Source organism: Enterobacter sp. J49, from assembly GCF_002148625.1.
In the GTDB taxonomy this organism is placed as follows: domain Bacteria; phylum Pseudomonadota; class Gammaproteobacteria; order Enterobacterales; family Enterobacteriaceae; genus Enterobacter; species Enterobacter ludwigii.
The window spans coordinates 141,674-161,606 of sequence record NZ_MWPY01000028.1; the positions used below are offsets into that span (position 1 = coordinate 141,674).

At 55.5% G+C, this 19,933-nt stretch carries 19 protein-coding genes and 1 pseudogene; 14 read left to right on the forward strand and 6 right to left on the reverse strand.

The annotated features are described in order from the left end of the window. Window positions 1-50: 50 nt before the first annotated feature. The 4 genes from dnaK (at window position 51) to nhaR (ending at window position 5,512) form a co-directional block, all read left to right on the forward strand. Window positions 51-1,964: a molecular chaperone DnaK gene (dnaK, locus tag BJP35_RS08015; protein WP_014168568.1), complete on the forward strand. Its 1,914-nt coding sequence runs from the start codon at window positions 51-53 to the stop codon at window positions 1,962-1,964. 87 nt (window positions 1,965-2,051) lie between these two features. Beyond that, a complete protein-coding gene (gene dnaJ / locus BJP35_RS08020) occupies window positions 2,052-3,197 on the forward strand; it encodes a molecular chaperone DnaJ (RefSeq protein WP_008502040.1) in 1,146 nt (381 codons plus the stop codon). 182 nt (window positions 3,198-3,379) lie between these two features. Continuing rightward, complete coding sequence (nhaA, locus tag BJP35_RS08025; protein ID WP_014168571.1) at window positions 3,380-4,555, forward strand: Na+/H+ antiporter NhaA; 1,176 nt, start codon at window positions 3,380-3,382, stop codon at window positions 4,553-4,555. 57 nt (window positions 4,556-4,612) lie between these two features. Continuing rightward, window positions 4,613-5,512, forward strand: a complete 900-nt coding sequence (nhaR, locus tag BJP35_RS08030; RefSeq protein WP_014168572.1) for a transcriptional activator NhaR — start codon at window positions 4,613-4,615, stop codon at window positions 5,510-5,512. 59 nt (window positions 5,513-5,571) lie between these two features. Here the strand turns inward: nhaR and rpsT are convergent, their stop codons facing one another. Beyond that, complete coding sequence (gene rpsT / locus BJP35_RS08035) at window positions 5,572-5,835, reverse strand: 30S ribosomal protein S20 (protein WP_008502037.1); 264 nt, start codon at window positions 5,833-5,835, stop codon at window positions 5,572-5,574. A gap of 102 nt (window positions 5,836-5,937) precedes the next feature. On the opposite strand from rpsT, the pseudogene BJP35_RS24585 reads away from it, so the two are divergent. The 8 genes and pseudogenes from BJP35_RS24585 (at window position 5,938) to BJP35_RS08070 (ending at window position 13,423) form a co-directional block, all read left to right on the forward strand. Further along, a pseudogene (locus BJP35_RS24585) lies at window positions 5,938-6,156 on the forward strand (DUF2575 domain-containing protein). Between the two features lie 7 nt (window positions 6,157-6,163). Then, a complete protein-coding gene (gene ribF / locus BJP35_RS08040; protein ID WP_014168574.1) occupies window positions 6,164-7,102 on the forward strand; it encodes a bifunctional riboflavin kinase/FAD synthetase in 939 nt (312 codons plus the stop codon). 34 nt (window positions 7,103-7,136) lie between these two features. Then, complete coding sequence (gene ileS / locus BJP35_RS08045) at window positions 7,137-9,953, forward strand: isoleucine--tRNA ligase (protein ID WP_063925664.1); 2,817 nt, start codon at window positions 7,137-7,139, stop codon at window positions 9,951-9,953. After that, window positions 9,953-10,453, forward strand: coding sequence for a signal peptidase II (gene lspA, locus BJP35_RS08050; protein ID WP_020882545.1), 501 nt, complete (start codon window positions 9,953-9,955; stop codon window positions 10,451-10,453). The genes ileS and lspA overlap by 1 nt, the downstream gene beginning before the upstream one ends. A 92-nt stretch (window positions 10,454-10,545) precedes the next feature. After that, window positions 10,546-10,995: an FKBP-type peptidyl-prolyl cis-trans isomerase gene (gene fkpB, locus BJP35_RS08055; protein ID WP_020882546.1), complete on the forward strand. Its 450-nt coding sequence runs from the start codon at window positions 10,546-10,548 to the stop codon at window positions 10,993-10,995. Window position 10,996: 1 nt separating this feature from the next. Then, window positions 10,997-11,947 carry a 4-hydroxy-3-methylbut-2-enyl diphosphate reductase gene (ispH, locus tag BJP35_RS08060; protein WP_020882547.1) on the forward strand — a complete coding sequence of 317 codons (951 nt, stop codon included), beginning with the start codon at window positions 10,997-10,999 and terminating at the stop codon, window positions 11,945-11,947. A gap of 158 nt (window positions 11,948-12,105) precedes the next feature. Further along, entirely contained in the window at window positions 12,106-12,660 is a 555-nt protein-coding gene (locus BJP35_RS08065) for a glucose-6-phosphate isomerase family protein (protein ID WP_063925663.1), read from the forward strand. Then, entirely contained in the window at window positions 12,653-13,423 is a 771-nt protein-coding gene (locus BJP35_RS08070) for a glucose-6-phosphate isomerase family protein (RefSeq protein WP_063925662.1), read from the forward strand. Before BJP35_RS08065 ends, BJP35_RS08070 begins: the two co-directional genes overlap by 8 nt. Before the next feature lie 26 nt (window positions 13,424-13,449). Here the strand turns inward: BJP35_RS08070 and BJP35_RS08075 are convergent, their stop codons facing one another. From BJP35_RS08075 to BJP35_RS08095, 5 genes are read right to left on the reverse strand one after another with little or no spacing between them, the layout of a single operon-like run. Next, complete coding sequence (locus BJP35_RS08075; RefSeq protein ID WP_086463025.1) at window positions 13,450-14,268, reverse strand: PTS system mannose/fructose/sorbose family transporter subunit IID; 819 nt, start codon at window positions 14,266-14,268, stop codon at window positions 13,450-13,452. Continuing rightward, window positions 14,268-15,065, reverse strand: coding sequence for a PTS sugar transporter subunit IIC (locus tag BJP35_RS08080; protein ID WP_086463026.1), 798 nt, complete (start codon window positions 15,063-15,065; stop codon window positions 14,268-14,270). Before BJP35_RS08080 ends, BJP35_RS08075 begins: the two co-directional genes overlap by 1 nt. 10 nt (window positions 15,066-15,075) lie before the next feature. Beyond that, complete coding sequence (locus tag BJP35_RS08085) at window positions 15,076-15,570, reverse strand: PTS sugar transporter subunit IIB (protein ID WP_025205458.1); 495 nt, start codon at window positions 15,568-15,570, stop codon at window positions 15,076-15,078. 9 nt (window positions 15,571-15,579) lie between these two features. After that, complete coding sequence (locus BJP35_RS08090; protein ID WP_025205457.1) at window positions 15,580-16,008, reverse strand: PTS sugar transporter subunit IIA; 429 nt, start codon at window positions 16,006-16,008, stop codon at window positions 15,580-15,582. A 2-nt stretch (window positions 16,009-16,010) separates the two neighbouring features. After that, window positions 16,011-17,753 (reverse strand): class I mannose-6-phosphate isomerase, encoded by a 1,743-nt coding sequence (locus tag BJP35_RS08095; RefSeq protein WP_063925660.1) that lies wholly within the window; start codon window positions 17,751-17,753, stop codon window positions 16,011-16,013. Between the two features lie 188 nt (window positions 17,754-17,941). Here BJP35_RS08095 and BJP35_RS08100 point away from each other — a divergent pair, with 188 nt between their 5' ends. After that, complete coding sequence (locus tag BJP35_RS08100) at window positions 17,942-18,949, forward strand: LacI family DNA-binding transcriptional regulator (RefSeq protein ID WP_020882554.1); 1,008 nt, start codon at window positions 17,942-17,944, stop codon at window positions 18,947-18,949. Between the two features lie 133 nt (window positions 18,950-19,082). Beyond that, a complete protein-coding gene (gene dapB / locus BJP35_RS08105) occupies window positions 19,083-19,904 on the forward strand; it encodes a 4-hydroxy-tetrahydrodipicolinate reductase (protein WP_047955034.1) in 822 nt (273 codons plus the stop codon). The last annotated feature ends 29 nt before the right edge of the window (window positions 19,905-19,933 follow it).

A 19,933-nucleotide genomic window follows, 5' to 3' on the forward strand; every position in this document is an offset into this window, starting at 1 on the left:
TTACAGGTACACAACCACATGTTGACTGAATTTTAAGTGGAGACGTTTAGATGGGTAAAATTATTGGTATCGACCTGGGTACTACCAACTCTTGTGTAGCGATTATGGATGGCACTACCGCACGCGTGCTGGAGAACGCCGAGGGCGATCGCACCACGCCTTCTATCATTGCTTATACCCAGGATGGTGAAACTCTGGTTGGTCAGCCGGCTAAACGTCAGGCAGTGACAAACCCGCAAAATACCCTGTTTGCGATTAAACGCCTGATTGGCCGCCGCTTCCAGGACGAAGAAGTTCAGCGTGACGTTTCTATCATGCCTTACAAAATCATCGCAGCAGATAACGGCGATGCATGGCTTGATGTGAAAGGCACCAAAACGGCACCACCGCAGATCTCTGCTGAAGTGCTGAAAAAAATGAAGAAAACCGCAGAAGATTACCTGGGTGAACCGGTAACTGAAGCTGTTATCACCGTTCCTGCTTACTTCAACGATGCTCAGCGTCAGGCAACGAAAGATGCTGGCCGTATCGCAGGTCTGGAAGTAAAACGTATCATCAACGAACCAACCGCAGCGGCACTGGCTTACGGTCTGGATAAAGAAGTTGGCAACCGTACTATCGCGGTTTACGACCTGGGTGGTGGTACTTTCGATATCTCTATTATCGAAATCGACGAAGTTGATGGCGAAAAAACCTTCGAAGTTCTGGCAACCAACGGTGATACCCACCTGGGTGGTGAAGACTTCGATACCCGTCTGATCAACTACCTCGTTGACGAGTTCAAGAAAGATCAGGGCATTGACCTGCGTAACGACCCGCTGGCAATGCAGCGCCTGAAAGAAGCCGCTGAGAAAGCGAAGATCGAACTGTCTTCCGCTCAGCAGACCGACGTGAACCTGCCGTATATCACTGCAGACGCGACCGGTCCTAAACACATGAACATTAAAGTGACCCGTGCGAAACTGGAAAGCCTGGTAGAAGACCTGGTGAACCGTTCCATCGAGCCACTGAAAGTCGCTCTGCAGGATGCTGGTCTGTCCGTGTCTGATATCAACGACGTTATCCTCGTTGGTGGCCAGACCCGTATGCCAATGGTTCAGAAGAAAGTGGCTGAATTCTTTGGTAAAGAGCCACGTAAAGACGTTAACCCGGACGAAGCAGTGGCTATCGGTGCTGCCGTTCAGGGTGGTGTGTTGACAGGTGATGTGAAAGACGTTCTGCTGCTGGACGTTACCCCGCTGTCTCTGGGTATCGAAACCATGGGCGGTGTGATGACGGCGCTTATCACCAAAAACACCACTATCCCTACTAAGCACAGCCAGGTGTTCTCTACTGCTGAAGACAACCAGTCTGCAGTAACCATCCATGTGCTGCAGGGTGAGCGTAAGCGTGCGGCGGATAACAAGTCACTGGGTCAGTTCAACCTGGATGGCATCAACCCGGCGCCACGCGGTATGCCGCAGATCGAAGTAACCTTCGATATCGATGCTGATGGTATCCTGCACGTTTCCGCGAAAGACAAAAACAGCGGTAAAGAGCAGAAGATCACCATTAAGGCCTCTTCCGGTCTGAACGAAGAAGAGATCCAGAAAATGGTTCGTGAAGCAGAAGCGAACGCGGAATCTGACCGTAAGTTCGAAGAGCTGGTTCAGACCCGCAACCAGGGCGACCATCTGCTGCACAGCACCCGTAAGCAGGTTGAAGAAGCCGGCGATAAACTGCCAGCTGAAGACAAAACGGCTATCGAAGCTGCACTGAGCGCGCTGGAAACGTCTCTGAAAGGAGAAGACAAAGCGGATATCGAAGCGAAGATGCAGGAGCTGGCACAGGCTTCTCAGAAGCTGATGGAAATCGCTCAGCAGCAGCACGCCCAACAGCAGGCTGGCGCTGATGCTTCTCAGAACAACGCGAAAGACGACGACGTTGTCGACGCTGAGTTCGAAGAAGTGAAAGACAAAAAATAATCGCCCTGATGCAGGGTAATTAATCGGCACGGGCGTAGGAGAACTCTCCACGCCCGTGCTCGCATGTTAAGGGGCTTAAAAAAACCAATGGCAAAGCAAGACTATTACGAGATTTTAGGCGTTCCGAAAACTGCGGAAGAGCGTGAAATCAAAAAGGCGTATAAGCGCCTGGCCATGAAATTCCACCCGGACCGCAACCAGGGTGACAAAGAGGCTGAAGCCAAATTTAAAGAGATCAAAGAAGCCTACGAAGTCCTGACCGATGCACAGAAACGTGCGGCCTATGACCAGTACGGTCACGCAGCCTTCGAACAAGGCGGCATGGGCGGCGGTGGTTTCGGTGGCGGCGGCTTTGGCGGCGGCGCTGACTTCAGCGATATCTTTGGCGATGTTTTCGGCGACATTTTTGGCGGCGGTCGTGGCCGTCAGCGCGCGGCGCGCGGCGCCGACCTGCGCTACAACATGGATCTGACGCTGGAAGAGGCCGTACGCGGCGTCACCAAAGAGATCCGTATTCCGACGCTGGAAGAGTGTGACGTTTGCCACGGCAGCGGCGCGAAAGCAGGCACCCAGCCGCAAACCTGTCCAACCTGTCACGGTTCCGGTCAGGTACAGATGCGTCAGGGCTTCTTCGCCGTGCAGCAGGCGTGTCCGCACTGTCATGGTCGCGGTACGCTGATTAAAGACCCCTGCACAAAATGCCACGGTCATGGTCGCGTTGAGAAAACCAAGACGCTGTCCGTTAAAATCCCGGCAGGCGTGGACACGGGCGACCGTATCCGTCTGGCAGGTGAAGGTGAGGCCGGCGAGCACGGTGCACCAGCAGGCGATCTGTACGTTCAGGTTCAGGTCAAGCAGCACGCCATCTTCGAGCGTGAAGGCAACAACCTGTACTGTGAAGTGCCCATCAACTTCGCCATGGCGGCACTCGGTGGCGAAATTGAAGTGCCAACGCTTGATGGTCGCGTCAATCTGAAGATTCCAGGCGAAACCCAGACCGGCAAGCTGTTCCGCATGCGTGGTAAAGGTGTTAAATCCGTTCGCGGTGGTGCGCAGGGCGACCTGCTGTGCCGCGTGGTGGTTGAAACCCCGGTTGGCCTGAACGACAAGCAGAAACAGCTGCTGAAAGAGCTGCAGGAAAGTTTTGGCGGCCCGACGGGTGAGAAAAACAGCCCGCGCTCCAAAAGCTTCTTCGATGGCGTCAAAAAATTCTTCGACGATTTGACCCGCTGATCCGTTAGCTGGTGTTCATCTCAAAAAGCCCGGAAGCGATTTCGGGCTTTTTCTTTTTGTAGCTGTCCTCATGGCTATCATTCGGTAAAACTGAATATATACTCAACATTAATCTGCTTTTGCCGAGCTGTTTGGCCTGGTATTATGGTTTTACCGAAGTATTGCTGTAAGAGAGAGCCTACGTGAAATTAATACACCGTTTTTTTAGCAGTGAAGCATCAGGTGGCATCATCCTGATTATTGCCGCTGCGGCCGCGATGGCGCTGGCCAATATGGGTTTCACACGCGACTTTTACCACGCGTTTCTGGAAACTCCCGTCGAGCTGAAAGTCGGGGCGCTGGAAATTAACAAGAACATGCTGCTGTGGATCAACGATGCACTGATGGCCGTGTTTTTCCTGCTGGTAGGGCTGGAGGTTAAGCGTGAGCTGGTCCTGGGTTCGCTTGCCAGCCGTCAGCGTGCCGCGTTCCCGGTGATTGCCGCATTCGGGGGGATGGTCATTCCGGCGTTGCTCTTCCTGGCGTTCACCTGGCAGGATCCGGTATCGCGTCACGGCTGGGCCATTCCGGCGGCAACGGATATCGCGTTTGCCCTGGGTGTGCTGGCCTTGCTGGGAAGCCGCGTGCCGGTGGCACTGAAAATCTTCCTGATGGCGCTGGCGATCATTGATGACCTGGGCGCGATTGTCATTATTGCGCTGTTCTACACCAGCGACCTGTCGATCCTGTCGTTGAGCGTTGCCGCAGGAGCGATTGCGGTACTGGCGCTGTTGAACATTTGCAACGTGCGCCGCATCGGGATCTACGTGCTGGTGGGGATGGTGCTGTGGACCGCGGTACTGAAATCAGGCGTGCACGCTACGCTCGCCGGGGTCATCGTCGGCTTCTTCGTTCCGCTTAAGCCGCAGGAGGGGAAATCGCCTGCTAAACAGCTGGAGCATGTACTGCACCCGTGGGTCGCCTTTATGATCCTGCCGCTGTTTGCTTTCGCTAATGCAGGCGTTTCGCTGGAAGGGGTAACCCTTGAGGGACTGACCTCAATGTTGCCGCTGGGCATTATTGCCGGACTGTTTATTGGTAAACCGCTGGGCATTAGCCTGTTCTGCTGGCTGGCGCTGAAGCTGAAGCTGGCGTCACTGCCGCACGGTACCACGTTTAAGCAGATCATGGCGGTGGGCGTGCTGTGCGGCATTGGGTTTACCATGTCGATCTTTATCTCAACGCTGGCTTTTGGTGCCCATGCGCCTGAGCTTATCGTCTGGGCGAAGCTGGGTATCCTTATCGGATCGTTACTGGCCGCAGTCACTGGCTATACCTTATTGAAGGTCAAACTGTCCGGACCGGTCGTTCAGGCATAACAGGAAACCGGGAGAAGAACACCTTCTCCCGCTACACGATCAGGGAGCGAAGACACGATGTCTCATTTGAATTACAACCACCTTTACTACTTCTGGCACGTCTATAAGCAGGGCTCGGTCGTGGGGGCGGCAGAGGCGCTCTACCTGACGCCGCAGACCATCACCGGGCAAATCAAGGCACTGGAAGAGCGGCTGCAGGGCAAGCTCTTTAAGCGCAAGGGCCGTGGGATTGAGCCAAGTGAGCTGGGCGAACTGGTTTTCCGCTACGCGGATAAGATGTTTACCTTAAGTCAGGAGATGCTGGATATCGTTAACTACCGCAAAGAGTCAAACCTGCTCTTTGACGTCGGCGTGGCGGATGCGTTGTCAAAACGGCTGGTCAGCGGCGTGCTGGATGCGGCGGTGGTCGAAGATGAGCAAATCCATCTGCGCTGTTTTGAGTCCACGCACGAGATGCTGCTGGAGCAGCTGAGCCAGCATAAGCTGGATATGATTATCTCGGACTGCCCGATCGACTCTACGCAGCAGGAAGGGCTGTTCTCTGTGAAGATTGGCGAATGCGGGGTCAGCTTCTGGTGCATTAACCCGCCGCCGGAAAAACCGTTTCCTGCCTGTCTGGAGGAGCGTCGTTTGCTGGTGCCAGGCCGGCGCTCCATGCTTGGGCGCAAACTGCTGAACTGGTTTAACTCTCAGGGACTGAAGGTGGAGATCCTCGGCGAGTTTGACGATGCGGCGCTAATGAAAGCCTTTGGTGAGGCGCATAACGCCATCTTCGTTGCACCGACGCTGTACGTGCACGATCTCTATTCAGATAACAAGATTACGGAGATTGGCCGGGTCGATAACGTGATGGAGGAGTATCACGCGATATTTGCAGAAAGGATGATTCAACACCCAGCGGTACAGCGCATCTGTAACCGCGACTACTCGGCGCTGTTTACGCCACCGGCAATCTGAAGATATAAAAAAACCCGCGTTAAGCGGGTTCTTTTAAAACAAGCAACAACAAGTGGCGATTAAGCCAGTTTGTTGATCTGCGCGGTCAGGTTTGCTTTATGACGCGCTGCTTTGTTTTTGTGGATCAGACCTTTAGCAGCCTGACGATCCACGATTGGTTGCATTTCATTAAATGCGTTCTGCGCAGCAGCTTTGTCGCCAGCTTCGATAGCTGCGTATACTTTCTTGATGAAAGTACGCATCATAGAGCGACGGCTTGCATTGTGCTTACGAGCCTTTTCAGACTGGATAGCACGTTTCTTAGCTGATTTGATATTAGCCAAGGTCCAACTCCCAAATATGATCTATGTGGACAATTCAAAGGCCGAGGAATATGCCCTCTATACCTTCTTTTGTCAATGGATTTGTGCAAATAAGCGCCGTTGATTGGCGACGCTACGTTACGTAGTGATGGCGCAGGATTCTACCAGCTTGTCGCTCGTGAATACAGCTTTTCGGCACAAAAAACGCAGTTCACGGGCAGATTTTTTTGCTGTGAAAGGTCAGCCTGATGAAATCATTACGGCTTTCTGTTTTGCGCGAACAATCGCCGGTTAACCTTAACCGCTGTACAAGGTATACTTTGGCGATTTTCACTGTTTTGAGCCAGACATGAAGCTGATACGCGGCATACATAATCTCAGCAGAGCACCGCACGGGTGCGTGCTGACCATTGGTAATTTCGACGGCGTGCATCGTGGTCATCAGGCGCTGCTGCAGGGATTGCGTAAAGAAGGGGAGGCGCGTGGCCTGCCCGTTGTAGTGATGATTTTTGAGCCGCAGCCGCTGGAGCTGTTTGCCGGCGATAAATCACCGGCTCGCCTCACTCGCCTGCGCGAGAAGTTGCGCTACCTGGCAGAGTCCGGGGTGGACTACGTATTGTGCGTGCGTTTCGATCGCCGCTTTGCCGCGCTCACAGCACAAAATTTCGTCAGTGACCTGCTGGTCAGGCGCCTTGGCGTGCAGTTTCTGGCCGTGGGGGATGATTTCCGCTTTGGCGCTGGTCGTCAGGGCGATTTCTTGCTATTACAGAAGGCTGGCCTCGAGTACGGCTTTGATGTCACCAGCGCAATGACCTTTTGCGAAGGTGGCGTCCGGGTTAGCAGCACTGCGGTGCGTCAGGCGCTGGCCAACGATGAACTGGATACGGCGGAAACGCTGCTGGGACATCCGTTTAGCATTTCAGGCCGTGTGGTCCATGGCGATGCGCTGGGCCGCACCATAGGTTTCCCGACGGCGAATATACCGCTACGTCGTCAGGTCTCCCCGGTTAAAGGGGTATATGCGGTGGAAGTGGCTGGTCTGGGCGATAAACCGTATTTCGGTGTCGCCAATATTGGCACACGTCCTACAGTCGCCGGTGTCCGTCAACAATTAGAAGTGCACCTGCTGGACGTTGTAATGGACCTTTATGGTCGCCATATAGATGTGATACTGCGTAAAAAAATACGCAATGAGCAGCGATTTGCTTCGCTGGATGAACTAAAGGCGCAAATCGCGCGAGATGAATTAACGGCCCGCGAGTTTTTTGGGCGAGTAAACCCGGCTTAAATGCCTACGTGAAAAATACGGAACCGAGAATCTGATGAGTGACTATAAATCAACCCTGAATTTGCCGGAAACAGGGTTCCCGATGCGCGGCGATCTCGCCAAGCGCGAACCGGGAATGCTGGCGCGTTGGACCGATGATGACCTGTACGGCATCATCCGTGCAGCCAAAAAAGGCAAAAAAACCTTCATTCTGCATGATGGCCCTCCATATGCGAATGGCAGCATTCATATTGGTCACTCTGTAAACAAGATTCTGAAAGACATTATCGTGAAGTCCAAAGGCCTCGCGGGATATGACTCGCCTTACGTTCCGGGCTGGGACTGCCATGGTCTGCCAATTGAACTGAAAGTTGAGCAAGAGTTTGGTAAGCCGGGTGAGAAGTTCACCGCGGCAGAATTCCGCGCAAAATGTCGCGAATACGCGGCCACGCAGGTTGACGGTCAGCGTCAGGACTTTATCCGCCTGGGCGTGCTGGGTGACTGGTCACGTCCGTACCTGACCATGGACTTCAAAACCGAAGCCAACATCATCCGTGCGCTGGGTAAAATCATCGGTAACGGCCATCTGCACAAAGGCGCGAAGCCGGTGCACTGGTGCGTGGACTGCCGTTCTGCGCTGGCAGAAGCGGAAGTGGAGTATTACGACAAAACCTCTCCGTCTATCGACGTGGCCTTCCACGCGGTCGATCAGGAGGCGGTGAAAGCCAAATTTGGCGTGACCTCTGTCAACGGCCCCATCTCGCTGGTTATCTGGACCACCACCCCGTGGACGCTGCCAGCAAACCGCGCGATCTCCCTGTCCGGTGAGTTCGAGTACGCGCTGGTGCAGGTTGACGGTCAGGCGCTGATCCTGGCGAAAGATCTGGTCGAAAGCGTGCTGAAACGCGCGAACATCGCCGACTACACCGTGCTGGGCACCGTGAAAGGTGACGCGCTGGAGCTGATGCGCTTCAAACACCCGTTCCTGGACTTCGATGTGCCGGCGATTCTGGGCGATCACGTGACGCTGGATGCGGGTACCGGTGCGGTACATACCGCCGGTGGCCACGGTCCTGACGACTACAGCATCAGCCTGAAATACGGTCTTGAAATCGCTAACCCGGTGGGTCCTGACGGTTCTTACCTGCCAGGCACCTACCCGGCGCTGGACGGTATCAACGTCTTCAAAGCGAACGACATCATCGTTGACATGCTGCGCACCAGCGGCGCGCTGCTGCACGTTGAGAAAATGCAGCACAGCTATCCGTGCTGCTGGCGTCACAAATCTCCGATCATCTTCCGTGCGACCCCACAGTGGTTCATCAGCATGGATCAGAAAGGCCTGCGCGAGCAGTCCCTGAAAGAGATCAAAGGCGTGCAGTGGATCCCGGACTGGGGTCAGGCGCGTATCGAATCCATGGTCGCTAACCGTCCTGACTGGTGTATCTCCCGTCAGCGTACCTGGGGCGTGCCAATGTCTCTGTTCGTGCACAAAGAGACACAGGAACTGCACCCGAACACCCTGGCGCTGATGGAAGAAGTCGCGAAGCGTGTTGAAGTTGACGGCATTCAGGCATGGTGGGATCTCGATTCCCGCGACATCCTGGGCGCTGATGCAGACAACTACGAGAAAGTGCCTGATACCCTGGACGTGTGGTTTGACTCCGGTTCAACGCACGCGTCTGTTGTTGACGTGCGTCCGGAATTTGCCGGCCACGCGGCAGATATGTATCTGGAAGGTTCTGACCAACACCGCGGCTGGTTCATGTCATCGCTGATGATTTCCACCGCCATGAAAGGTAAAGCACCGTATCGCCAGGTGCTGACCCACGGTTTCACCGTGGATGGTCAGGGCCGTAAGATGTCTAAATCGATCGGTAACACCGTCTCTCCGCAGGACGTGATGAACAAACTGGGCGCGGACATTCTGCGTCTGTGGGTTGCTTCTACCGACTATACCGGCGAAATGGCGGTGTCGGACGAGATCCTGAAACGTGCTGCCGACAGCTATCGTCGTATCCGTAATACCGCGCGCTTCCTGCTGGCGAACCTGAACGGGTTCGATCCGGTAAAGGATATGGTGAAACCGGAAGAGATGGTGGTGCTGGATCGCTGGGCAGTAGGCTGCGCGAAGGCGGCACAGGAAGATATCCTGAAGGCTTACGAATCTTACGATTTCCACGAAGTGGTGCAGCGCCTGATGCGCTTCTGCTCCATCGAGATGGGCTCGTTCTACCTCGACATCATCAAAGACCGCCAGTACACCGCGAAAGCGGACAGCGTGGCGCGTCGTAGCTGCCAGACTGCGCTGTTCCACATCGCAGAAGCGCTGGTTCGCTGGATGGCACCGATCATGTCCTTCACCGCAGATGAAATCTGGGGTTACCTGCCAGGCGACCGTGAGAAGTATGTTTTCACCGGCGAGTGGTATGAAGGTCTGTTCGATCTCTCCAGCACCGAAGCGATGAACGATGCCTTCTGGGACGATCTGCTGAAAGTGCGTGGCGAAGTGAACAAGGTTATCGAGCAGGCGCGTGCTGACAAGAAAGTCGGCGGCTCGCTGGAAGCGGCAGTTACCCTGTACGCCGAGCCAGAGCTGGCGGCGAAACTGACGGCGCTGGGCGATGAATTACGATTTGTCCTGTTGACCTCCGGTGCGAAAGTTGCGGATTATGCCCAGGCGTTTGCTGATGCACAGCAGAGCGAACTGCTCAAAGGACTGAAAGTCGCATTGAGCAAAGCCGAAGGTGATAAATGCCCGCGTTGCTGGCATTACACCACTGATGTCGGCCAGGTGGCGGAACACGCAGATATCTGCGGACGCTGTGTCAGCAACGTCGCCGGTGACGGCGAGAAACGTAAGTTTGCCTGATGAGTAAAACTCTCTGTTCAACAGGACTGCGCTGGCTGTGGCTGGTGGTGGTAGTGCTGATTATCGATCTGGGTAGCAAGTTCCTGATCCTCCAGAATTTTGCTCTGGGGGAGACGGTGTCGCTGTTCCCGTCGCTTAACCTGCATTACGCACGTAACTACGGTGCGGCGTTTAGTTTCCTTGCTGACAGCGGTGGCTGGCAGCGCTGGTTCTTTGCAGGTATCGCTATCGGTATCTGTGTGGTGCTATCGCTGCTGATGTACCGTTCGAAGGCAACACAAAAGCTAAATAACATCGCCTATGCGCTGATTATCGGTGGCGCGCTGGGCAACCTGTTTGATCGCCTGTGGCACGGCTTTGTGGTCGATATGATCGACTTCTATGTCGGCGACTGGCACTTCGCGACTTTTAACCTCGCCGACAGCGCAATTTGCATCGGCGCGGCGTTAATCGTGCTGGAAGGCTTCTTGCCGAACGCGGCCGCGAAGAAACAGGCTTAAATGTAAATGCCGGGTGGCGCATGCGCCCCCGGCCTACAGAATGTCTGGCCTCCCGTCTCTCACCGGTGGGTCAAAACAAGCGAGCAATTTGCATGTCTAAATCCGTACAGAGCAACAGCGCGGTTCTCGTTCATTTCACGCTGAAACTGGATGATGGCTCCACGGCTGAATCCACCCGCAATAACGGCAAACCCGCCCTGTTTCGTCTCGGCGACACCTCCCTGTCTGAAGGTCTTGAGCAACAGCTGCTTGGCCTGAAAGAAGGCGAGAAAAAGGCATTTTCGCTGGAGCCAGATGCCGCGTTTGGCGTGCCAAGCCCGGACCTTGTTCAGTACTTCTCGCGCCGCGAGTTTATGGATGCAGGTGAGCCGGAAATCGGGGCGATCATGCTCTTTACCGCTATGGATGGCAGCGAAATGCCTGGCGTGATCCGCGAAATCAATGGTGACTCCATCACCGTTGACTTCAACCATCCGCTTGCCGGGCGCACCGTCCATTTTGATATTGAAGTGCTGGAGATCGATCCGGTACTGGAGGCCTGAAATGCAGATCCTGTTGGCTAACCCGCGCGGCTTTTGCGCCGGTGTAGACCGCGCTATCAGCATTGTTGAAAACGCGCTCGAGATTTACGGCGCGCCGATTTATGTGCGTCACGAAGTGGTGCATAACCGTTATGTCGTCGACAGCCTGCGCGAGCGTGGCGCGATTTTCATTGAGCAGATCAGCGAAGTGCCTGACGGCGCAATCCTGATTTTCTCCGCGCACGGGGTTTCTCAGGCGGTGCGTAACGAAGCGAAAAGCCGCGATCTGACCGTTTTCGACGCCACCTGCCCATTAGTGACCAAAGTGCACATGGAAGTGGCGCGCGCCAGCCGTCGTGGTGAAGAGTCGATCCTGATTGGCCATGCCGGCCACCCGGAAGTCGAAGGTACCATGGGCCAGTACAGCAACCCGGAAGGGGGGATGTACCTGGTGGAGTCGCCGGAAGATGTGTTTACGCTGAACGTCAAAAATGAAACGCGTCTCTCGTTTATGACCCAGACGACGCTCTCCGTTGACGATACGTCGGACGTGATTGACGCCCTGCGCCAGCGCTTCCCGAAAATCGTCGGCCCGCGTAAGGACGACATTTGCTACGCCACCACCAATCGTCAGGAAGCGGTGCGTGCTCTTGCTGAACAGGCGGACGTGGTGCTGGTTGTCGGTTCGAAAAATTCCTCTAACTCCAACCGTCTGGCTGAACTTGCGCAGCGAATGGGGAAAGCGGCCTATCTGATTGATGATTCCAGCGATATCCAGGAAGCGTGGGTGAAAAACGTGGCCTGTGTCGGGGTAACCGCAGGCGCCTCGGCTCCGGATATCCTGGTGCAGAACGTGATTTCCCGTCTGCAGGAACTGGGCGGCGGCGAAGCGGTCCCGCTGGAAGGACGCGAAGAGAATATTGTTTTCGAGGTCCCGAAAGAGCTGCGTATCGACGCACGCGAAGTCGAGTAAGTTTCCTCGCGCATGACCCGAATGCCGGCCACGTCAGTGGCCGGCATTTTTATTGCTGATTAACTGTGATTCACCTGACACATTGCGTCTTTGATGCGCAGGTTAATCGTTTAAATTGTTATGCTGGGCGGGTTGTTCTCCTCGGGCCGGAGAAGACGATGACTTCAGATATTATCCTGCCGCCTCTGGTGGCCTGGGCCAGTGGTACACTTGCCCGCGGCGCACTTATTCTTAAATCCACACGCCTTGCCGATCTCAATGGTTTGTTTGCCGATCGAGACGCCTGGGCACAATGCGATCCGCATCAGACGGTGTATGACGTCGAAATGCTGGAATCGCCTGCACAGGAAGGGGCGTTGTTTGTCGGCGTTACCCATTTACATGCAGGTAAAATTGGCCGGGAATTTTTTATGACCCGCGGCCATTTTCATCAACGTCGTGAACAGGGCGAAGTCTATTTTGGCCTGCGGGGACGTGGCCTGCTTTTACTCCAGACGACATCCGGCGAAACCCGTCTGGAGTGCGTGATGCCGGGATCCGTCCATATTATTGCGCCTTTTACCGCCCACCGTTTAATCAATACCGGTGAGACCACGCTCTCTTCACTCGCGGTCTGGCCCGCCGTCGCCGGACACGACTATGCCGCGTTACCCCACGGTTTTGCCGTGCGGGTATTGGCCACTGACGGTGGCTGGGAGGTTCAGAATGAATAACTTTGGGCTGGACATGACCATCACCCGGCACCCGCTGGGGTTCAGCTACGGTGAGGACGTCACTGGCCCGATGCCAGAGATCCGTACGCTTGATGAGATCCGCGCGTCGTTACGGGATCCTGACTGCTCAGGGCCGGAAGACGTTTATGCTATCGCGATGGATGTCGCCCGTCTGGCAGACCGGCAGGAGCTGAAAAAACGCATGCTGCTGTTTGGGGTCGTGACCTACGCGACGGGAACGCTGGGTGAAGAGCCGATCCGCAGCCAGGGGCATGTTCACCGTAAAAGCAGTCACAGCGGCTGGTCTCCGCCCGAGCTGTATGAAATCTGGCAGGGGCGCGCCATTATCTATATGCAGGAGTATGTTGCGGACGATCCCGGGCGCTGTTTCGCCGTACTGGCCGGGCCGGGCGAAAAGGTGCTGGTTCCGCCTGGCTGGGGGCATGCCACTATCTCTGCCTCGCCGGATGAACCACTGACCTTCGGTGCGTGGTGCGACAGGGAATATGGTTTTGAATATGATGCTGTGCGGGCGCGTAAAGGACTGGCCTGGTATCCGCTGCTGCAGGGGAGCCATATCATCTGGCAGCACAACACGCATTATCTGCCGGGGCGGCTACAGATGATCACACCGCGTCGCTACAGCGAATTCGGCCTGACGGATGAGCCTGTCTATACGCAGTTTATTGCCGATCCTGCTCGCTTTCAGTTTATCTCTCGCCCGGATAAAGTGGCTGAACTGTGGCATAACTTCCACCCATAAAAAACCGGGGCATTGCCCCGGCTGTCTTATCCGGCAAACAGACCTGATGCGACGCCCAGCGCCGCCAGCGCAAGCAACACAATCATGGCCCTGACCGGGGAGACGCCACGTTTTGCCATCAGATACCAGGTGCCCAGAACCACCAGAAGCGGTAATAGCTGCGGAAAGATACCGTCAAGCATCTGCTGAACATGGATGTTAACCCCGTCACGGGTGATAAATTCCAGCTCGGTGCCCAGCTTAACGTAGCTTGCCGCCACGCCGCCCATCACAAATACACCCAGCAGAGACAAAGCTTCGCGCAGTCGCGTTGACTTGCTGCTCACCAGCATCTCGACCGATCCTGAGCCCATCTGGTAGCCTTTCAGAAACAGAAACCAGGATCCCGGGATAATGATGGCCAGCCAGGCGACGGTGTAGAACAACGGGCCAAGAACATTTCCTCCGGCGGCAAGTGCCATACCGATGCTCAGCAAAATGGGGATCAGCATGCCGGGGATCATTGAGTCACCAATCCCCGCGATTGGTCCCATCAGCCCCACCTTCAGGGTATTGATCGTTTCGCCATCAATGGGCTCGCCGTTGGCTTTTTTCTCTTCCAGCCCAAGCGCCATACCGTTTACGATGGCACCGATCTGCGGCTCCGTGTTGTAAAACGAGGCGTGGCGGCGCAGCATCTCGGTGCGCTGGGCGGCATCCGGGTAGAGTTTTTTGGCGACCGGTAACATGCTCAGACAGAAGCCGAACGATTCCAGACGCTCGAAGCTCATCGAAGAGAGGTTATGCATCATCCACGCTCGCCAGCAGCGGCGCAGATCTTTTCGGGTCAGTTTACGGTCTTCCATCAGAATTCATCCTCATCGTCGGCGGGCCTACCCGGCGTGACAGCCTGCGGCGCTTCCGGCTTGTAGTTGTAATGAATTAACGCCAGCAGGGCGCCCACAATCACCAGCGCCACCATGTTGAGCTTCAGGAACACAATGCATATGAAGCCCACCAGGAAGTAGATCAGCATGCTGTAGCTTTTGATGATCTGCTTAAGCAGGATGGCGATCCCAACGGCCGGTAAGATGCCCCCCAGCACGTTCATGGTCGAAAGCACGATGCCGGGCAGACTGTCCATAAACTCGCTGATGTACTGCGCGCCAAAATAGACGGCGATAAACGTCGGCACAAAGCGCAGAACAAAGTTCATCACCTGCGGCCAGACCGCGCTGTTAAGATAAATTCCGCGCTCATCCCCGCGCTCAAGCGCCACGTCGGCGCGGTGGTTCCAGAACGAGTTCAATACCATCATGGCGTTAAACAGTATCGTTCCGGCAATGCCAATGGTCGCCGCCAGCGCCACGGCCACCTCTGGCCCTTTGCCCGACAGAATCCCCAGCGCGATAGCAGGATAAGCGACAAAATTGAGGTCGGCAGGCATTGAACCGCCGGGGGTGACCATCGCGATATAAACGGCCTGCACCGCCACACCAATCATGATCCCGGTTTTAACGTCGCCCAGAATCAGGCCCACCAGCATCCCCGAAACCAGCGGGCGGGAGATGAGATACCAGCCGCCCGTCAGGCCAAACAGCCAGGGACTACTGAGTGCACCGAGATAGCAAAGCAGACCGATGAGAGAAGCTTCGAAAATCATCATGCGCTCCTTATTTCAGTTTTTGCCGGGCGTCCTGCCAGCTGTAAAAACTGGCATCGGGCACCAGACGAAACTCGATGGCATGTCCCTGTTCAGTCAGCCAGTCAAAGGCTGCTGCCTCCTCTGGCGTTACGGACTGATTAGGGCCAATGGTGGTGGTGTTGGCGCGGGCACTCATTGGCCCGACGTTAATTTTGCCATTGCCGTTCTTCAGGCTTATGCCTGCCTGTTCAAGGCGTTGCAGGGTGACAGGCGATTTGCCAATCACGAAGTAGCGCTTATCGCTGGCAATCACTTTCGGCAGCTTTTCGATGGCGGTCAGGGTATCGAACAGCCACACTCTGGTATCTGACACCGCGCCTTTCATTACCGACGAGAGCAGCGGATCGGCCGCGACGGCATCGTCAATTGCCACGATGCCATCACAGGGCAGCTCTTTGGCCCAGCGCGTGACGAGCTGCCCGTGGATCACCCGGTCGTCAATACGTACAAACGAAATGCTCATATAAGCTCCTTAGAAATCGTCGTTCTGGGCGGATTCCACCCGTTTTGCCTGAACCAGGGTGGGCTGCGTTAATTCGATGAGCTGCGCGGCGGCGGCATGGACATCCCGGGCCATCAGAATGTCGTCGGTGAGCAAGAGCATGGGGAAGTTGACTCCCGCCACCACGGCGACCGGTGGATGCGTCTGGGGATTAAACGCGTATTCGCAGGCCACATTCCACGGTGTTCCGCTCTGCATATCGCACAGGACGACGATGCCGTCTGCGCCCGCACCTGCGCGGTGGTATGCCGCAGCGAAATCACGGCGAAACCCCGCTATGCCAGCCTGTGCATTCAGACATACCGCCTGTCGATGAGGAAGATCGCCATACACCATTTTTCCGCTTTCCAGCAGGGCGGTGGCCAGCGGGCCGTGTGTCGCCACAATAATGTGAATCATGGTTAACCTCTTACCCAGGCTTTAATGGTGGCAATGGATTTACCGCAGCTCGGCCCTGACGGAGAAATACGGTATTCGCCTGCGTCAGCGGGGACGATAAACGTTTCTGCGTAGTGCACGACGAACGGGGCGAATGCGCCGCCGGGGCTGTCTACCGTCGCCTCTTCACCTTCAACAAGATTAAGGACATTCACGCCTCCGTGGGGGGAGTGCGTCACCGGTTCAATGAACCAGTGGCGACGCGTTTCGATGAATTCACGCTCGTGAAGCCCGGTCCGCTCTTCGCGCCAGCCGGTGCCTTCGCCGAGGGGTTCACACTGATTCACAAGATGCTGTTCTATCCACTGCGTATCGCGTTGCCAGTCGATCACCTTTTCGCCATGTGCCAGATGAACCGGGCGGGGCTGCCCATCCATTCCCAGTCGTCCCCAGTCCCAGAGCTTGAAGGTGAAAATGTAAGGCGTGGCGCTGATCTCAAGTACCACGGTTCCTGCTCCAGAACAGTGAACCGTACCGGCGGGGATCAAAAAATGATCGTGTTTGTTCGCCGCAAGATGATTGACGAAGCGGGCGTCGTCGAACGGCTTTTCACCGCGGCTGGCCCGTCTGAGGTCGTCCATCATCTCTTCGGGCCGGGTACCCGTTCGGGTCCCCAGATACACCTGAGCCCCTGGCTCTGCCTCAAGGATGTAATAACTCTCATCCTGGGTGTAATGCATACCAAAATGCTGCTGTATGTACTCCGTGGTCGGATGCACCTGAAAACTCAGGTTCTGCCCGCCGAGGGTATCTAGCAGATCAAAGCGGATGGGAAATTCCGCACCAAAACGGGCATGCACTTTTTCACCCAGCAGCGCCCGGGGATGCAGCAGCACCAAATCCTGAGAGGGGATCTCGATCCGCACCGCGCCGTAACGAAGCAACAGGCTGTTTTCCTCGGGCACGCAGTCAAAACACCATGCGTAGTTAGGCGCAGAGGGATCGAGATCGAATTTCTGTTTCATCCATTGTCCGCCCCAGACGCCGGGGTCGAAAAAGGGCACTACACGAAAAGGACGTTGGGTGGTGTGTTGCAACCCGGCGCGCAGCGCATCGCCGCCGACCATCGCCGGATTATCCGCCTGGGTGGTATCCAGGAGATAATCAGTACGCCGTAGCAGCGGGGTTTTGTGACGATCGAATACGCGCCACTCGATGAAAAAGGCGCGTTTATAGCGACGCAGAATATCCTCGTGTTGGTTAGCCGCGCCCCAGTTAGCCAGTTCACCGCTGCGCATGCGCTGCTGGATCTCCCAGCGCGGTAAATCGGCGTAGACCAGAATATCGCCTGCAGTAACCAGCGCGGCACCCGGCCCGTAAATAACGATTATCCCTTCGCGGCACCGTTCGACCTGCGCCTGCAACGCCTCGCGTTTCACCGGGTCGATGAATTCCTCGAGCTGGTGACAGGAGAGCACGCCGAAGACGCGGTCGTCAGTGAGATGTCGGGCCAGCAACCCGCTTAAAGCATGTTCGTCGAGACGAATCTGTTCGGCATTGAGCGTCAGCGTGGCTCCCAATGCTGGCAGCAGTTTTGTCTCCAGTTCCTCCAGCCTGACGCCGGGGTAGCAGTCAATGACCAGCACGATTCGTGTATATTGACCCGCTCTGTGGGTAAGCTCGCGCACAATCGCGTCCCAGCCCTGCCAGGCACAATCGTCATACCCCTCTACTGCGACTTCCGGGAATTTATCGTAAGTTGCCATCTTTTCTCTCCGTCTTCGTTGCTTAAGGTTATTCGATTAACCTTGTTTGGGAAGGGTGATTAACGCGATTAACCCGCCAGTTCTGGCGATAAGTGGCGAAAAGGCGGCCATTATGTGAAGAGGCTCACGCGCAAAAGTGCAAAATTGAGGTTATTCGATTAATCTGATGTGAACGACAAGGAGCGATCATGACGGGTATCACGCTGGCTGATGTGGCAAAACGCGCCGGGGTTTCAACCGCCACCGTATCAATGGTGCTGTGTAATAAAGGGCGGATCTCGCAACGGACCCGGGAGCGCGTACTTCAGGCGCTGGATGAATCGGGCTATGTTTACAATCAGACGGCAGCCAACCTGCGAAACCGCAGCAGTAATCAGGTGGGGCTCCTGTTGCATGACATCACGAACCCTTTTTATGGCGAAATGACGGCAGGTCTAAGCCATGAGATGGAACGCCACGACCTTCTGCTGTTTCTGGCAAACAGCGAAGAGTCGTCCGAGCGACAGCAAAAGTTTGTGGATTCGCTGATGCGTAACAACGTCTGTGGCATGGTGCTGTGTGCCGCGCGAGAAACCCCGCAGGCCTTTTTCGATGGTCTTAAGCGACGCAATATTCCGGCAATTATGGTCGTGCGACCGCTAAACGATCCGGACTTTGATTTTGTGGGAACCGATAACTTCCTTGGCACGCAAATGGCGACAGAGCATCTTCTGAGGATGGGGCATCGTCAGATTGCCTTTATCGGCGGTAGCCTGAATTCGGGGTCTCGCGCTCAGCGTATCGGCGGATTTACCAGTAAATTACTGGAGTATGGTGTGACGCCGAATCCCGAATGGATCGTCACCTCACAGGCAAGCCAGAGTGATGGCGCGCGCGTGGCGGAAGCGTTGTTGATGAACCATCCGCAGATTACCGCGGCAGTGTGTTACCAGGACATTGTTGCCCTTGGCGTTATGCAGTGTTTACGCAAAATGGGACGCGAGCCGGGACGTCATTTTGCCCTGGTGGGCTTTGACGATATTACCGAGGCCGGGCTGGTACAGCCTGCACTGACTACCGTCTCCGTTGCCGCGAAGGAGATAGGGCGTAAGGCCGGCGAGCTGCTTTTCAGCCGGATACAGGGGAACCGGGAGCCGGCGAAACGCATTATTTTACCGCCCGCGCTGGTGGTCCGCGAATCGTGCGGTTTTCGCTGAAGATTATGCCTTTTGCTGATATTTCTTCCTGTTTATCATTAAATTCTAATTATCGTCGTTTTCAGTTGGCAGCATCTGCAAAGGCTGGTTAATCTGAAAACGGTTTACATCATTTTAACGTAAGAGAATAACTATGCATGATGCACAGATCCGTGTCGCCATTGCGGGCGCGGGTGGACGTATGGGTCGCCAGCTGATTCAGGCGGCACTACAGATGGATGGCGTGGCACTGGGCGCGGCGCTGGAGCGTGACGGCTCATCGTTGCTTGGCGCTGACGCGGGTGAGCTGGCGGGCGCGGGTAAGACAGGCGTTACCGTGCAGAGCAGCCTGGAGGCGGTAAAAGATGACTTTGATGTGTTCATCGATTTTACCCGTCCGGAAGGCACGCTCACGCATCTGGCATTTTGCCGTCAGCACGGTAAAGGAATGGTGATCGGCACCACCGGTTTTGATGATGCCGGGAAGCAGGCCATTCAGGATGCCTCACACGAGATTGCGATTGTCTTCGCCGCAAACTTTAGCGTGGGGGTGAACGTCATGCTGAAGCTGCTGGAGAAGGCAGCGAAGGTCATGGGCAGTTATACCGACATTGAGATTGTTGAAGCGCACCATCGTTATAAAGTCGACGCGCCATCCGGTACGGCGCTGGCGATGGGGGAAGCGATTGCTCATGCACTGGATAAAGATTTGAAAGACTGCGCGGTCTACACCCGTGAAGGGCACACCGGTGAACGTGTTCCCGGCACGATTGGTTTTGCTACCGTCCGCGCGGGCGATATCGTCGGCGAACATACGGCGATGTTCGCCGATATTGGGGAACGCGTCGAGATTACGCATAAGGCATCCAGCCGGATGACGTTTGCAAATGGCGCTGTACGCTCCGCCTTGTGGTTAAAAGGCAAGGGAAATGGTCTTTTTGATATGCGAGATGTGCTTGATCTCAATAATTTGTAACCGTTATTACCCATCGTGATGTGGTTATT

What these genes read in the sequence shown, in the direction of transcription:
- BJP35_RS08100 (WP_020882554.1), top strand. Translation starts at nt 17,942, where the DNA reads ATGACGGGTATCACGCTGGCTGATGTGGCAAAACGCGCCGGGGTTTCA.
- nhaR (WP_014168572.1), top strand. Translation starts at nt 4,613, where the DNA reads ATGTCTCATTTGAATTACAACCACCTTTACTACTTCTGGCACGTCTAT.
- ileS (WP_063925664.1), top strand. Translation starts at nt 7,137, where the DNA reads ATGAGTGACTATAAATCAACCCTGAATTTGCCGGAAACAGGGTTCCCG.
- BJP35_RS08065 (WP_063925663.1), top strand. Translation starts at nt 12,106, where the DNA reads ATGACTTCAGATATTATCCTGCCGCCTCTGGTGGCCTGGGCCAGTGGT.
- dapB (WP_047955034.1), top strand. Translation starts at nt 19,083, where the DNA reads ATGCATGATGCACAGATCCGTGTCGCCATTGCGGGCGCGGGTGGACGT.
- fkpB (WP_020882546.1), top strand. Translation starts at nt 10,546, where the DNA reads ATGTCTAAATCCGTACAGAGCAACAGCGCGGTTCTCGTTCATTTCACG.
- BJP35_RS08070 (WP_063925662.1), top strand. Translation starts at nt 12,653, where the DNA reads ATGAATAACTTTGGGCTGGACATGACCATCACCCGGCACCCGCTGGGG.
- ribF (WP_014168574.1), top strand. Translation starts at nt 6,164, where the DNA reads ATGAAGCTGATACGCGGCATACATAATCTCAGCAGAGCACCGCACGGG.
- BJP35_RS08095 (WP_063925660.1), bottom strand. Translation starts at nt 17,753, where the DNA reads ATGGCAACTTACGATAAATTCCCGGAAGTCGCAGTAGAGGGGTATGAC.
- ispH (WP_020882547.1), top strand. Translation starts at nt 10,997, where the DNA reads ATGCAGATCCTGTTGGCTAACCCGCGCGGCTTTTGCGCCGGTGTAGAC.
- BJP35_RS08090 (WP_025205457.1), bottom strand. Translation starts at nt 16,008, where the DNA reads ATGATTCACATTATTGTGGCGACACACGGCCCGCTGGCCACCGCCCTG.
- dnaK (WP_014168568.1), top strand. Translation starts at nt 51, where the DNA reads ATGGGTAAAATTATTGGTATCGACCTGGGTACTACCAACTCTTGTGTA.
- BJP35_RS08085 (WP_025205458.1), bottom strand. Translation starts at nt 15,570, where the DNA reads ATGAGCATTTCGTTTGTACGTATTGACGACCGGGTGATCCACGGGCAG.
- BJP35_RS08080 (WP_086463026.1), bottom strand. Translation starts at nt 15,065, where the DNA reads ATGATTTTCGAAGCTTCTCTCATCGGTCTGCTTTGCTATCTCGGTGCA.
- BJP35_RS08075 (WP_086463025.1), bottom strand. Translation starts at nt 14,268, where the DNA reads ATGGAAGACCGTAAACTGACCCGAAAAGATCTGCGCCGCTGCTGGCGA.
- dnaJ (WP_008502040.1), top strand. Translation starts at nt 2,052, where the DNA reads ATGGCAAAGCAAGACTATTACGAGATTTTAGGCGTTCCGAAAACTGCG.
- lspA (WP_020882545.1), top strand. Translation starts at nt 9,953, where the DNA reads ATGAGTAAAACTCTCTGTTCAACAGGACTGCGCTGGCTGTGGCTGGTG.